General features: G+C 63.0%; 11 protein-coding genes. 3 read left to right on the top strand and 8 right to left on the bottom strand.

The features are described from left to right. Positions 1-179: 179 nt before the first annotated feature. Positions 180-1805 carry a GMC family oxidoreductase gene (locus tag LQ564_RS15850; RefSeq protein WP_231059081.1) on the bottom strand — a complete coding sequence of 542 codons (1626 nt, stop codon included), beginning with the start codon at positions 1803-1805 and terminating at the stop codon, positions 180-182. A gap of 1533 nt (positions 1806-3338) precedes the next feature. On the opposite strand from LQ564_RS15850, the gene LQ564_RS15855 reads away from it, so the two are divergent. Further along, the gene (locus LQ564_RS15855) at positions 3339-4133 is read left to right on the top strand and encodes a 5'-methylthioadenosine/adenosylhomocysteine nucleosidase (RefSeq protein ID WP_231059339.1); all 795 of its coding nucleotides are present in this window, start codon (positions 3339-3341) and stop codon (positions 4131-4133) included. Here the strand turns inward: LQ564_RS15855 and ald are convergent. Beyond that, on the bottom strand, positions 4103-5218 hold the full coding sequence (gene ald / locus LQ564_RS15860) for an alanine dehydrogenase (protein ID WP_231059082.1): 1116 nt from the start codon (positions 5216-5218) through the stop codon (positions 4103-4105). The genes LQ564_RS15855 and ald overlap by 31 nt on opposite strands. Positions 5219-5307: 89 nt before the next feature. Beyond that, complete coding sequence (gene putA / locus LQ564_RS15865) at positions 5308-8967, bottom strand: trifunctional transcriptional regulator/proline dehydrogenase/L-glutamate gamma-semialdehyde dehydrogenase (RefSeq protein WP_231059083.1); 3660 nt, start codon at positions 8965-8967, stop codon at positions 5308-5310. A gap of 224 nt (positions 8968-9191) precedes the next feature. On the opposite strand from putA, the gene LQ564_RS15870 reads away from it, so the two are divergent. Next, positions 9192-9647 (top strand): Lrp/AsnC ligand binding domain-containing protein, encoded by a 456-nt coding sequence (locus LQ564_RS15870; protein WP_224947006.1) that lies wholly within the window; start codon positions 9192-9194, stop codon positions 9645-9647. A gap of 15 nt (positions 9648-9662) precedes the next feature. Here the strand turns inward: LQ564_RS15870 and LQ564_RS15875 are convergent, their stop codons facing one another. After that, positions 9663-10619: a LysR family transcriptional regulator gene (locus LQ564_RS15875; protein WP_231059084.1), complete on the bottom strand. Its 957-nt coding sequence runs from the start codon at positions 10617-10619 to the stop codon at positions 9663-9665. Positions 10620-10757: 138 nt separating this feature from the next. On the opposite strand from LQ564_RS15875, the gene LQ564_RS15880 reads away from it, so the two are divergent. Then, positions 10758-10952 (top strand): hypothetical protein, encoded by a 195-nt coding sequence (locus LQ564_RS15880; RefSeq protein WP_231059085.1) that lies wholly within the window; start codon positions 10758-10760, stop codon positions 10950-10952. A 446-nt stretch (positions 10953-11398) separates the two neighbouring features. Here LQ564_RS15880 and LQ564_RS15885 read toward each other — a convergent pair whose 3' ends face one another. The 4 genes from LQ564_RS15885 to rsmD form a co-directional block, all read right to left on the bottom strand. After that, the gene (locus LQ564_RS15885) at positions 11399-11950 is read right to left on the bottom strand and encodes a DUF1003 domain-containing protein (RefSeq protein WP_231059086.1); all 552 of its coding nucleotides are present in this window, start codon (positions 11948-11950) and stop codon (positions 11399-11401) included. Positions 11951-12065: 115 nt separating this feature from the next. Next, positions 12066-12326: a YfhL family 4Fe-4S dicluster ferredoxin gene (locus tag LQ564_RS15890; protein ID WP_231059087.1), complete on the bottom strand. Its 261-nt coding sequence runs from the start codon at positions 12324-12326 to the stop codon at positions 12066-12068. A gap of 22 nt (positions 12327-12348) precedes the next feature. Next, positions 12349-12849, bottom strand: a complete 501-nt coding sequence (coaD, locus tag LQ564_RS15895) for a pantetheine-phosphate adenylyltransferase (RefSeq protein ID WP_231059088.1) — start codon at positions 12847-12849, stop codon at positions 12349-12351. A 123-nt stretch (positions 12850-12972) separates the two neighbouring features. Continuing rightward, the gene (rsmD, locus tag LQ564_RS15900; RefSeq protein WP_231059089.1) at positions 12973-13608 is read right to left on the bottom strand and encodes a 16S rRNA (guanine(966)-N(2))-methyltransferase RsmD; all 636 of its coding nucleotides are present in this window, start codon (positions 13606-13608) and stop codon (positions 12973-12975) included. Between the last annotated feature and the right edge of the window lie 19 nt (positions 13609-13627).

Raw genomic sequence — 13627 nt, forward strand, 5'->3', positions numbered from 1 at the left:
CACCAAAGCAATGGCTAGAGTTCCGCTCCAGGCACGAGGAGCTGCGATCAAGCGAATCGAAGGAAAGCTGATCAGATCATACATACAAGCCCAGTCCGTCACAATATGGCCGCGTCACCCTACGCGCCGCGGATAAGCGGTATCGGCGCACGGCGCTTGTGCGCATTTGCACCGCCGTCTCAAGGATGGGCGGCCAGGATGTCTTGAGCAGCCTTTTCCGCGATCATGATCGTCGGGGAATTGGTGTTACCGGAGGTGATGAAGGGCATGATCGAGGCGTCCACCACGCGCAATCCCTGCACGCCGCGCACGCGCAGGCTGCCGTCGACCACGGCCAGCGGATCGTCGGGGCGGCCCATGCGGCAGGTGCCGACCGGGTGGAAGATCGTGGTGCCGACCAGGCCCGCCGCATGGGCCAGTTCCTCCTCGCTCCGGTACTGCAGGCCCGGCATGAATTCTTCCGGCCGGTATTTCGCCAGCGCGGGCGCGGCCACGATGCGGCGCGTCAGGCGCAGCGCGCTGGCCGCCATGCGGCGGTCCTGCTCGGTGCTGAGGTAGTTCGGCGTGATCTTCGGCGGCGCATAGCTGTCGCCGGAGGCGATGCGCACGTGGCCGCGCGAGCTCGGTTGCAGGTTGCAGACGCTGGCGGTAAACGCCGGGAAGCGGTGCAGCGGATCGCCGAATTTGTCGAGCGAGAGCGGCTGCACGTGGTACTGCAAATCCGGCGCCGCGCGTTCGGGCGAGGAGCGGGCAAAGGCGCCCAGCTGCGAAGGCGCCATCGACATCGGGCCGCTCTGGAACAGCGCGTACTCGAGGCCGATCAGGAATTTTCCCAAGGGCCTGGTCGCCCGCGTATTCAAGGTGCGCACGCCCTGCACCTTGAAGATCATCCGCAGCTGCAGATGGTCCTGCAGATTCTCGCCGACGCCTGGCACGTCGGCGATTGGCGCGATGCCGTGGCGCTGCAAGTCGGCCGCGTGCCCGATGCCGGACAGCTGCAGGATCTGCGGCGAACCGACGGCTCCGGCCGCCAGCAGGGTTTCGCGCTGCGCCGTGGCGGTGAAGGCGCGCCCGCCGCCGGTGAACTGGACGCCCGTGCAGCGCTTGCCTTGCGGCGTATCGGCGAACAGCAGGCGCTCGACCTGGCAGCCGGTCATGATCGTCAGGTTCGGCCGTTGCGACGCCGGTTTCAGGAAAGCCTTCGCCGTATTCAGGCGGATGCCACGGCGCTGGTTGACCTCGAAATACGCCGATCCTTCTCCCTGCCCCGCGTTCAGGTCGTCGATCTTCGGGATGCCGCTCTGCGCCGCCGCCTCGCGAAAAGCGTCCAGGATCGCCCAGGACAGGCGCTGCTTTTCGACTCGCCACTCGCCGCCGACGCCATGCAGTTCGCTGGCGCCGAGATAGTGATCCTCACTGCGCTTGAACAGCGGCAGCACGCGCTCCCAGCGCCAGGAATCGTCACCCGCCACCTCGGCCCAGCGTTCGTAGTCGAGCGGCTGGCCGCGCATGTAGATCATGCCGTTGATCGAGGAACTGCCGCCCAGAACCTTGCCGCGCGGGTAGATCAAAGCCCGTCCATGCAGGCCCGGCTCGGCTTCGGTGCGCAGCAGCCAATCCGTGCGCGGATTGCCGATGCAGCGCAGGTAGCCGACCGGGATGTGAATCCACAGATAGTCATCCTTGCCGCCGGCTTCCAGCAGCAGGACGTTCACGTCCCGGTTGCGGGTCAGGCGATTGGCCAGCACGCAGCCCGATGTGCCGGCCCCGACGATGATGTAGTCGTACTCGCCGGCCGATTCCACGGGCTACCGTCCCCGGCTCGAGATGTTGGCAATGGTAACGCGAGCGACGCATCCGAAACCCGAAGCCCTCGCACTCTCCCCCTCCAACAGGCGTGACATGGGCATGCGAAACAGCGCGTCGAGATCCATCCAGTCCCCTGCGTTCGTCATTCGATGAGGCAAGCTTACCAGATCGTAAACGCCTGTCCAGCCCCCATCTGTGGATAACGATCTGGATATCCACAGGTGCGGTTTGTGCAAAACGCGGCTGTTTTGGGTAGGTACGGATTCTTGTCCAACTTTCGAACGTCGGAATCAGGTGTCCAGTACACCGGCTTATTCTTCCTCCAAGTAGTTGATTTCTCGACGCTTCGAAGGCTTGTCCACAGAAAGCGTGGGCCGTTAACCACTACTACTACCGTTGTATACACATACTTGTTTGTAAACCGGAAAGGCCGCGAAAAAAAAAAATTTGCCGGCTCGTCGCGTGAAACCGACAAATCCTGAGACCAGATCGGCCTGGTCCTGCTTTGCGCTTTCCAGCATGTGAAGACCACTGCGAGCACAGCAAATCGCCTGAGCGCTCTCAAGCTGTGGAAAACAGACGGGATATCCACAGAATGGAATGTGCAGAAAGCTCGGTTAACCTAGTACGCCAAAAATCTGTCCAACTTTCTTCCAACTCAGAAACAAGCTTTGTCCAGCAGGTTAACGCGACCGTAAACCATTGACGTTGTGGAGAAAACCGGTCTTATCCACACAAGGATGCGCGTTTACTATCACTACCAGTTTGTATACAAACTTGTTTACTACAACAACAAGACCAACAACCGCGTCCATGGCCGATTTCCAGGCCTGCAGACCGAATACGAAAAGCGTTCAGCAAAAAAGCGTCGCCTTCCAGCTGTCTGAACAGTGTTCGCAAGCCCTGTTCGTTTTGCCGGCATGGTCAGCCAGTGCTTATCGAGGCTCCTGGAATAGCTGGCCAAGCCTGCACGACTGCTGTCTTGCTCGCAAATCGGCATCGCGGCTGTGGAAAAGCCGACGCATATCCACAGGAGCGGATGTGCAGAACGACGGCTTTTTTGGGTAGCCAAAAATTTGTCCACGTTCCGTTCAAACGCCACACACGCTTTGTTCAGCCGGTAAACGCGCAGCCAAGTCCTTGATACTGTGGAGTAAACCGAACTTATCAACAGAAAGATGCGCGTTTACTATCTACTACCAGCTTTATATACAAACTTTAGTTAACTAAAGACCCGAGACTTCGCGACTGCGAACGTCATCCAGGAAGCCCGCTTTCACTGGCCTCTCTTAGCTAAGACACGCACAATGGCAATGCGACTGCCTGACAACAGTGAACGGATGACCTCGATCAAGCGCTGGACAAGCATTGGACAAGTCGCTTGACGTGCTCGACGCATGTCGGCATGCGCTGTGCACAAGCCCTTCCTTATGCACAGCTCAGGCAGGACAATGGCCGCTCATCTTGCCGTTCTTGCTGAAAAATTCAGCACAACATGGGCGCTTCAAGAAATCAAAACAGGAAAAACCATGCGATTGGGGATCATCAGCGCATTGCAGGAAGAACAGCTGGGACTCGTGGAAGCCATGAGAGGGCCCTCCAGGCTCATCCATGGCATGCGCGAGTACCGGACAGGAAAACTCTGGGAAATCGACGCTGTGTGCGTTTTATCGCGAATTGGCAAGGTTGCCGCCGCCATGACCGCCACCACGCTTGTGGAAAAGTTCGGAGTTACGCACATCCTGTTTACCGGTGTCGCCGGCGCTGGAGACACGTCGGTGCAGGTTGGCGACATCGTGGTGGCCGAGGCGCTGGTCCAGCACGACATGGATGCGAGCCCGCTGTTCCCGCGTTTCGAGGTGCCGCTGACCGGTTTGACGCACTTCCAGCCAGACCACGGCTTGTCGCTGCGCCTGTCCCGGGCTGCCCACGATTTCCTGGAGCGCGACTTCCTGGAGGTTATCGAGGAAAACGAACGGCAGGCATTCCGGCTGGCGCAGCCGCGCGTGCACCGCGGTCTGGTGGCGAGCGGCGACCAGTTCGTCAACGATGGAAAGCACATCGATGGCCTCAACCAGGCCCTTCCCGGCCTGGTGGCGGTCGAAATGGAAGGCGCCGCGGTTGCGCAGGTGTGCCACGAGCTGGGCGTGCCCTGCGCCGTGCTGCGCACGATTTCGGACAATGCGAACGAACACGCGGCCATCGATTTCATGCGCTTCGTGAAATCGGTGGCCGCGCAGTACGCTTTTCACATCACCCGGCGCATCTGCCGCGATCTGGCTGAGGCACCCCTTCAGGCCAGCAGGGATTCCGCCGGCACGTAGTCATAGCCGAGATCCCGGGCCACGGCCTGGAACGTTACCTTGCCCTGGCAGACGTTCAGGCCGTTGCGCAGGTGGGCGTCGTTCGACAAGGCCTCGCGCCAGCCCTTGGTGGCCAGCGCCACGGCGTGGCCGATGGTTGCGTTGTTGAGGGCAAAGGTGGAAGTGCGCGCCACCGCGCCCGGCATGTTCGCCACGCAGTAGTGGATCACGCCGTCGACCACGAAGGTCGGATCGGCATGGGTGGTCGGGTGCGAGGTCTCGAAGCAGCCGCCCTGGTCGATCGCCACGTCCACCACCACGGCCCCCTTCTTCATGCGTGAAATCATGTCGCGGGTGACCAGCTTCGGCGCCGCGGCGCCCGGCACCAGCACGCCGCCGACCACCAGGTCGGCGTCCAGCACCGCTTCCTCGATCGCATGCGCGTTGGAATACAGGGTCGCGATGCGGTTGCCGTAGACCAGGTCCAGCTGGCGCAGGCGGTCGACGTTCTTGTCCAGCACCGTCACGCGCGCACCGAGGCCAACCGCCATCTGCAGCGCATTGGTGCCGACCACGCCGGCGCCGATGATCACCACGTGCCCGGCCGCCACGCCCGGCACGCCGCCCAGCAGCAGGCCCATGCCGCCCTTGGATTTCTCGAGATGCGCGGCGCCGGCCTGGATTGCCATGCGGCCGGCGACTTCGCTCATCGGCGCCAGCAGCGGCAGGCCGCCTCCCGGGCCGGTGATGGTTTCGTAGGCGATGCAGACGGCGCCCGATTTCACCAGCGCCGCCGTCTGCTCGGGATCGGGCGCCAGGTGCAGGTAAGTGTAGAGAATTTGCCCGTCGCGCAGCATCGCGCATTCCTGCGGCTGCGGTTCCTTGACCTTGACGATCATGTCGGCGCGCCCGAAGATTTCCTGCGCCGAGCCGGCGATGGTGGCGCCGGCGGCCGTGTACTGCTCGTCCGACAGCCCGATCTGCTCGCCGGCGCCCTGCTGCACGACGACCTCGACGCCGCGCGACGTCAGCTCGCGCACCGAGGGCGGCGTCAGGCCGACGCGATATTCGTGATTCTTGATCTCCTTTGGTACGCCAACCAGCATGTCTGCCTCCGTTTTATGAGATTTTGCATTCCGGTATTGCCATTACTTCGCTCAAAACAAAACGGGGAGCTTTCGCTCCCCGTTCATCATCACACGCCCAAGGTCATCAGGCTTGCGTTGCCGCCAGCCGCCGTCGTGTTGACACAGACGGCGCGCTCGGCCACCAGGCGCCACAGCGCCACCGCTTCATGCGCCGTGGTATCGACGATGCCGACGATCGCCCCGGTGCGCGCCGCCAGTTTCGCGCGCAGCGAGCCGGCCAGGCCCGCTTCCAGCAGCGCGATCTGGAATTCGCTCGCATCGATTTCATCCTGGCCAACGAAGCGCACGCGCTCCTTCACCAGCGCCGGCAGGTCGGCCGGAATCAAGCTTGGCTCGGCCAGCACCAGCGCGCGGTTGCCGGTCGCCAGGGCAGCCGCCAGCTGGTTCAGCAGGCCGGCCGCCGTCTTCGGTGCGCACAGCACGGTGCCGCGCTTGGTGAACGCCAGCGTGTTGCGCTCGCCGGTCGGGCCCGGCAGGGCGATTTCCACATTGGTCAGCGCCGTGCGGCCATAGCCTTGCGCCAGGGTCGCGACCTCCTTCTGGCCGTTCGCGCGCAGCCAGCCGAGCAGGGCGTCCAGGCCGGCGTCGAACACGCGGCTGTGTTCCATCAGCGGCGCGGCATTGCGCTGCAGGCGCTTCAGGTACAGCGGGCCGCCGGCCTTCGGGCCGGTGCCCGACTTGCCTTCGCCGCCGAACGGCTGCACGCCCACGACCGCGCCGACGATGTTGCGGTTCACGTAGATATTGCCCACATGTGCGCGGTCGACGATGAAGTCGATGGTCTCGTCGATGCGCGAGTGCACGCCCAGGGTCAGGCCATAGCCGGTCGCGTTGATGGTGTCGATCACCTTCCCTAAGTCCGCGCGGCGGTAGCGCACGATGTGCAGCACCGGGCCGAACACCTCGTGCTTGAGTTCCGCCAGCGAGCCGATTTCGAGCACGGTCGGCGGCACGAAGGTGCCGTTGGCGGTCACGCTTTCTGGCAGCGCGAGCGCGAAATGGCTGCGCGCGGTGGCGCGCATGCGTTCGATGTGGGCCAGCAGATTGCCCTGGGCTTCGGCATCGATCACCGGGCCGATGTCGGTGGCCAGGCGGTCAGGGCTGCCCACGCGCAGTTCTCCCATCGCGCCCTTGAGCATGGTGATGGTCTTGTCGGCAATGTCTTCCTGCAGGAACAGCACGCGCAGCGCCGAGCAGCGCTGGCCGGCCGAGTCGAAGGCCGACGACAGCACGTCCTGCACCACCTGCTCCGGCAACGCCGAGGAATCGACGATCAGGGCGTTCTGGCCGCCGGTCTCCGCCACCAGCGGAATGTCGATGCCTTCCTGTTCCGCACGCTTGGCCAGGGTGCGGTTGATCAGCTGCGCCACTTCGGTGGAGCCGGTGAAGATCACGCCTTTCACACGCGCATCGGACGTGAGGGCCGCGCCCACCACCTCGCCGCGGCCCGGCAGCAGCTGCAGCGCGGCACGCGGCGTGCCCGCCTCGATGAACAGCTCCACCGCGCGGTGCGCGATCAGGGGAGTCTGCTCGGCCGGCTTGGCCAGCACCACGTTGCCGGCCACCAGGGCGGCGGCGACCTGGCCGGTGAAGATCGCGAGCGGGAAGTTCCAGGGCGAGATGCACGTCACCGGACCCAGCGCGCCCTCGGCCTTGGCCTCGCGCGCCTGCACCGCGTAGTAGCGCAGGAAGTCGACCGCTTCGCGCAGTTCGGCGATCGCATTCGGCAGCGACTTGCCGGCTTCGCGCACGGCCAGGGCCATGAGTTCGGTGGCGTTTTCTTCGAACAGGTCGGCGCTGCGTTCCAGGATGGCGGCGCGGGTGTCGACGCCGGTGGCGGCCCATTCGGCGGCGAAGGCGTTCGCTGCCGACAGGGCGGTCTCCACGTCCGTGCGGGTGGCTTCGACCACCTGGCCGACGACGTCGCTCGCCATGGCCGGATTGATCACGTCGGCGCGTTCGCTGGCCTCGATCGGGCCGGCGATCAGCGGCTGGGCGACGTGCTGGCGCTGTTGGGCCAGCCCGTTCGTGACCGTGTTCAGGATGTCTTCGTTGACCAGGTCGAAACCGGCCGAATTCTTGCGCTCGGCGCCGAACATCCGCAGCGGCAGGGCGATCGCCGGATGCGGCTCGCCCTTGGTGGCGCGCGCCTGTTCGAACGGGTCCGCCAGCAGCGAGTCGATCGCCACGCTTTCGTCGACGATCTGGTTCACGAAGGAAGAGTTGGCGCCGTTTTCCAGCAGGCGGCGCACCAGGTAGGCCAGCAGGGTCTCGTGCGAACCGACCGGCGCGTAGATGCGGCAGGCCTTGCCCAGCTTGTTGGCGCCGACGACCTGGTCGTACAGGGTTTCGCCCATGCCGTGCAGGCACTGGAATTCGTAGTTGTCGATGCCGTCCGCCTTGGCCCAGGTGTAGATCACCGACAGCGAGTGCGCGTTGTGGGTGGCGAACTGCGGGTACAGGATGTCGCTCGCTGCCAGCAGCTTGCGTGCGCAAGTGAGGTAGGACACATCGGTGTAGACCTTGCGGGTATAGACCGGATAGCCGGGCATGCCCTCGACCTGGGCGCGCTTGATCTCGGCGTCCCAGTAGGCGCCCTTCACCAGGCGCACCATGAATTTGCGGCCGCTGCGTTTCGCCAGGTCGACCAGGTAATCGATCACGAAGGGGCAGCGTTTCTGGTAGGCCTGCACCACCAGGCCGATGCCTTCGAAGCCCGCGAGTTCCGCATCAAAAGCCAGCGATTCCAGCATGTCGAGCGAGATCTCGAGGCGGTCGGCTTCCTCGGCGTCGATGTTGATGCCGATGTTGTAGCGCTTGGCCAGCAGGACCAGGCTGCGCACGCGCGGCAGCAGCTCGCTCATCACGCGGGTATATTGCGCGCGGCTGTAGCGCGGGTGCAGGGCCGACAGCTTGATCGAGATGCCCGGGCCATCCTTGATGCCGCGGCCGTTCGAGGCCTTGCCGATCGCGTGGATCGCGGTCTCGTAGGAAGCGTAGTAGTTCTTCGCATCGAGTTCGGTCAGCGCCGCCTCGCCCAGCATGTCGTAGGAGTAGCGGTAGCCGCGGGTTTCGTTGTCGCGGCTGTTCTTCAGGGCTTCGTCGATGGTCTGGCCGGTGACGAACTGGTTGCCCAGCATGCGCATCGCCATGTCGACGCCCTTGCGGATCAGCGGCTCGCCGCCTTTGGCGATGAGGCGGGTCAGCGCCGAGCCCAAGTTCTTTTCGCTATTGGTCGAGACGAGTTTACCGGTGATGAGCAGGCCCCAGGTGGCCGCGTTCACGAACAGCGACGGCGATTCGCCCAGGTGCTTCTTCCAGTCGCCACGGCTGATCTTGTCGGCAATCAGGCGGTCGGCGGTTTCGTTGTCCGGGATGCGCAGCAGCGCTTCGGCCAGGCACATCAGCGCCACGCCTTCTTCCGAGGACAGCGAGAATTCATGCATCAGCGCGTCCACGCCCGAGGCGCGGGTACGTTTTTCGCGCACGCTCGAGACCAGGCGGTGGGCCAGCATATAGGCATCGCCGTTGGCGCTGGCGCCCTGCGCCAGCAGCCACTGGACGGCATCGCGTTCGTCGCGGCGGTAGGCGGCGGTGATGGCCGCGCGCAGCGGCGTCTGCTCGCGCTTGACCTCCTGCTGGAGCGCACCGAATGGCACGAAGGTGGAGGACGAAAGGATCGTAGCCGGAGCTGCGGCAGTCTGCATGGTGTCTCTTCAGAAAAAGGAATCGGAGTTCGCCCGGCACGCCGCACACAGCAAAAAACGCCGGACCACTATGTGAGCGGCCGGCGTACTGCGGAATACCTTGGAATGATTCGATTGTAGAAGGAAATCTTCTGGATTAATTCTGTTTTTAAGACAGACTAGCAAAAGATAGTTTTTGGTGCGACAATCTGACCGAATAATGTTTACATGGCAGGAGACAGACCATGCTCGACAAGATCAGCAAGAAAATTCTGGCGGAATTGCAGAACGACGGGCGAATCAGCAACGTCGAACTGGCCGCGCGCGTCAACCTGTCTCCGGCAGCCTGCCTGGAACGCGTGCGTAAACTCCATGAGTCCGGCTACATCACCGGCTACACCGCCCAGCTCAACCCGCAGCTGCTCGACGTGTCGCTGCTCGTGTTCATCGAAGTCGTGCTCGATCGTACCACTCCCGAGGTCTTCGATGCGTTCAAACAGAGCGTCCAGATGATCCCGGAAGTGCTGGAATGCCACATGGTGGCCGGCGGCTTCGACTACCTGGTCAAGGCGCGCGTCAAGGACATGGCCGCCTACCGTGAATTCCTCGGCAAGACCCTGCTGCAGAAAGGTGTGCGCGAAACGCACACCTATGCGGTGATGGAAGAGGTCAAGAACACCACCAAGCTGCCGATCCGCTGATCGGGGTCCCCCGCCTTACACCACCTTGCGCGCGCCCGTCTTCGGCGCCGCGCTTTCCGCCATGGCTTCGAGGTTGTTGCGCAGCCAGCGGTGCGCCGGGCTGCGGCCGTCGCGCTCGTGCCAGAGCATGTCGAGGTGGACGGCCGGCAGCTGGAAGGGCAGCTCGCGCCACACCAGCAAATCGGTCATGCCGGTCGACACCATCAAGTGCTTCGGCAGCACCGTGATCAGGTCGGAGTTCGCCACCACCCGCCCTGCCGTGAAGAACTGGTTCACGGTGAGCAGGATGCGGCGTTCGCGCCCGATCTGCGCCAGCGCCTCGTCGACCAGGCCGTGGGCGCGCCCCGAGAAGCTCACCAGGAGGTGGTTCGCCTTGCAATAGGTATCGAGATCGAGCTTTTCCTTGGCCAGCGGGTGGTCCTTGCGCATCACGCAGACGTAGACGCCCGAATACAGGCGCTCGTGGCGGATCGGCGAGCCGGTTTCGTAGGAGAGCTGGGCCGCCACGCCGGGGAAGAAGCCGACCGCCAGGTCGATGTCGCCGCGCAGCAGCATCGGCCGCGGTTCGCGCGTCGTCAGGGGCACCATGCGGATGTTCACACCAGGCGCCTCGCGCTCGATCGAGCGCATCAGTGACGGCAGCCACAGGGCGGCGGTCGCGTCGGCCATCGCCATGCGGAAGGTCGCCTGGGCTTTCGAGACGTCGAAGGTTTCCGGCATCACCGCCGCTTCCAGCGCGGCCAGGGCCTGGCGCACGGCCGGCCACAGCGCTTCCGCGCGCGGCGTCGGCTTGACGCCGTAGGCGGTGCGGATCAGGAGTTCGTCCCCGAGGCTTTCGCGCAGGCGCTTGATGGCGTTCGAGACCGCCGGCTGGGTCATTGCCAGGTGGCCCGCCGCGCGGGTGAGGTTTTGCTCGGTCATGACTGCGTCGAATACGCGCAGCAGGTTCAGGTCAAGCGTCAGGAAGCTCATGGATTAGTAGTAGCAATACGGACGTTGCCATGAGTGTACCTTAACTATTCATGAAATGGATAATCGTCATCAGTGAACAAAATTAGATTTATATGTTGCGTCGCACTATAGTCTTGGCAACTCAACATCGAACCCATCATGAACACGCTTGCTCTCCTCCAGACCGCCGCTGCCGCCGTTCCCGTCGGCGATGTCCTGTGTACCGCGGCTGGACTGGCACTGGCAGGTGGTGTGGCCATGTTCTTCCGTCCGCTGCTCGTCGGTATCGGCCGCGCTGCAGTGCTGACCATCCGCCCGCGGCCTCCCAAGGTGCATCTGGGCGAACGTTTCTGATCCAGGACAACGTCCTTCTAACCGTCTTCCTCCATTGACGCGGCCTCCGATTCGGACGCCGCGTTTTTTTTCGTCCGTCTTCCTGGTCCTTCCGCTTTCGACCTGATGGCGTGTGGCGGCGTGTGACTCTCCGTCACCCGACTTTTCACGCTCATCCAATTTAACAAATATCACAAAGAGTCAACTTGGCGGGAATTTGCTATTGCAGTCATATCTGAGAATTGTATGCAGTTTGCTGCTACATATGATGAGATATAAGAATAAAGCCAGAACTTGGATGGGTAGTCGTATTCGGATGAGTGGCGTTGTGAGATGGGTTAAATCAAAGAAGATAGCGTATAGAAAACAACATATTGATGAGAAATCGTATGCGTTATACGAAGTTCACATTGTATTTAGTGAGTTCGGTAATTTAAGGTAAGTAATGAGACGATCCGAATCAGGGCCTACTTTTTCTCGCAGTTGAGCCGCTCGGACGACGCCTCGATAATGGACAGGACGGCTTCGGTGTCAGTGGGCTTGGCCAGCTCTTCGGCCTCGGGGTCGGTGCGGTCCGCGACCTGCGGCAGGTCGCGCCGCAGCTGCTCGAGCAGCTGGATGATCTTGCTGGTCTTTTCGTCCGCCAGCAGATTCACCTGCAGGTCGAGGTGGGCGTGCTGGCTGGCGAGGGTGGACATGCGATTCTGGCGAATCAGCACGGTGGTAGAGATGATGAAGGCGTTCAGGGCGATCAGGCCCTGCAGCCAGAAGAAAGGTGGTTCGTCCCACTGGCTGAAGCCGAGCTCGGGCGCCGCAAGGTTCCAGGCGATCCAGAGCACGACGAAGGCCAGGTTGCCTGCTACATAAGCTGGGCTGCCGAGGAAGACGCTGATCCGCTCGATAAAGCGTTGCGCAGGCGTCAACTCTTCTTCGTGACGGGCATAGAACTCGGACAAGGTGCCGACATGCTCGTGCACGGAAGAAGGCAGCGCTTCCTGGTGGCTGTCTTTCGCATCCATGGGGACAGCTTAGTCACGCGGATGCAGGATGGAAGTGCGGGAACGCACGCAGGCTGGCGCGCCTGCTGGGGAATAGGGGAATAAAAAAAGCCGGCTGGGCAGCCGGCTCGGGGAATCAGGCGTCCGCCCTGGCGGCGGTCAGGCGTTCGTACTTGGCCTGCAATTCCTCGCGCGATTCGCGCCAGGCCGGGTTCAGGGGAATGCACGCGACCGGGCACAGCACCGCGCAGGTCGGCTCTTCGAAGTGACCGACGCATTCGGTGCACTTGTGCGGATCGATTTCATAGATCTCGGCGCCCATCGAGATGGCGTCGTTCGGGCATTCGGGTTCGCAGACGTCGCAGTTGATGCAATCGTCGGTAATCATCAGAGCCATGCTGGTCTCGCTTCTACTGCTTTCAAGCTGCCGGGGCCGCCTTGATCGCTGCAATCTTCTTTTGCAGCCAGCGGTCGACCGAGGGGAAGACGAATTTCGACACGTCGCCGCCCAGCATCGCGATCTCGCGCACGATGGTGCCCGAGATGAACTGGTACTGGTCGGACGGAGTCAGGAACAGGGTTTCGACATCCGGGAGCAGGTAGCGGTTCATGCCCGCCATCTGGAACTCGTATTCGAAGTCGGACACCGCGCGCAGGCCGCGCACGATCACGCGCGCATCGTGCTTGCGCACGAAATCCTTCAGCAGGCCCGAGAAACTCTCGACCTGCACGTTCGGGTAATGCCCGAGCACTTCGTTGGCGATTTCCAGGCGTTCGTTGAGCGAAAAGAACGGTTTCTTGTTCTTGCTGTCGGCCACGCCTACCACCAGGCGGTCGAACAGGCCCGACGCACGGCGCACTAAGTCTTCGTGCCCGCGCGTGAGCGGATCGAACGTACCTGGATAAACGGCTACAACCATTGCGGCTCCCTTGGAGAAAATCTGCCTGTCAGAACGCGCATTATGCCTGAAAATCCGGCAGCCGCCCCAGCGTAGGGCAGCCTTTGCCCAATCCTTGTGCAGGATCGGCGTTATATGTCTCGCTTATGCCGCGCTCGCTTGCGGTTTCAACAGGTAATAGTAGACCATGCCCGCCTTATCGGCACGGACGGCGTCCCAACCGGCCAGCCAGTCGGGTAGCTCGCCCTCGAGCGGCAGCGCTTCGCCAGTCTCCGCATACACCATGCCGCCCTCTTTCAGGAGTGGCCGGCACAGCGGCAGGACCTGGCTCAGCAGGCCGAGCTGGTAAGGCGGATCGGCGAAGATCACGTCGAAACGCTGGCCGCGGGCCGCCAGGTCGCGCGCCAGGTGCAGCGCATCCGCGCGCAGGACAGTGACGTTGCTGGCTTTCAGTTTGTCGCGGTTGGCTTCCAGCTGGCGTGCCGCCGCACCATGGTTATCCACCATGGTGACGGAAGCGGCGCCGCGGCTGGCCGCCTCGAAGCCGAGGGCGCCGGAGCCGGCGAACAGGTCGAGGAAGGCCGACGCATCCCAGTCGCCCGGGAGCTGGTGGTTAATCCAGTTGAAGACGGTCTCGCGCACCCGGTCCGGCGTCGGACGCAGGCCTTCGGCGTCGAGGACCGGCAGCAGCGCGCGTTTCCAGGCGCCGCCGATGATGCGGACCTGGCGCGGGGCCAGGCGCGGAGCCCCGTGGGGCTTGGGGGAGGGCTTCTTTTGCATGGGCGGCACTATAGCATGC

This window comes from Massilia phyllostachyos, from assembly GCF_021044825.1.
Lineage (GTDB): Bacteria > Pseudomonadota > Gammaproteobacteria > Burkholderiales > Burkholderiaceae_D > Telluria > Telluria phyllostachyos.

Excerpts from the sequence above, each read along its gene's own strand:
- LQ564_RS15890 (WP_231059087.1), bottom strand. The coding sequence starts at position 12,326 with ATGGCTCTGATGATTACCGACGATTGCATCAACTGCGACGTCTGCGAA.
- rsmD (WP_231059089.1), bottom strand. The coding sequence starts at position 13,608 with ATGCAAAAGAAGCCCTCCCCCAAGCCCCACGGGGCTCCGCGCCTGGCC.
- LQ564_RS15870 (WP_224947006.1), top strand. The coding sequence starts at position 9,192 with ATGCTCGACAAGATCAGCAAGAAAATTCTGGCGGAATTGCAGAACGAC.
- ald (WP_231059082.1), bottom strand. The coding sequence starts at position 5,218 with ATGCTGGTTGGCGTACCAAAGGAGATCAAGAATCACGAATATCGCGTC.
- LQ564_RS15880 (WP_231059085.1), top strand. The coding sequence starts at position 10,758 with ATGAACACGCTTGCTCTCCTCCAGACCGCCGCTGCCGCCGTTCCCGTC.
- LQ564_RS15885 (WP_231059086.1), bottom strand. The coding sequence starts at position 11,950 with ATGGATGCGAAAGACAGCCACCAGGAAGCGCTGCCTTCTTCCGTGCAC.
- LQ564_RS15855 (WP_231059339.1), top strand. The coding sequence starts at position 3,339 with ATGCGATTGGGGATCATCAGCGCATTGCAGGAAGAACAGCTGGGACTC.
- LQ564_RS15875 (WP_231059084.1), bottom strand. The coding sequence starts at position 10,619 with ATGAGCTTCCTGACGCTTGACCTGAACCTGCTGCGCGTATTCGACGCA.
- putA (WP_231059083.1), bottom strand. The coding sequence starts at position 8,967 with ATGCAGACTGCCGCAGCTCCGGCTACGATCCTTTCGTCCTCCACCTTC.
- coaD (WP_231059088.1), bottom strand. The coding sequence starts at position 12,849 with ATGGTTGTAGCCGTTTATCCAGGTACGTTCGATCCGCTCACGCGCGGG.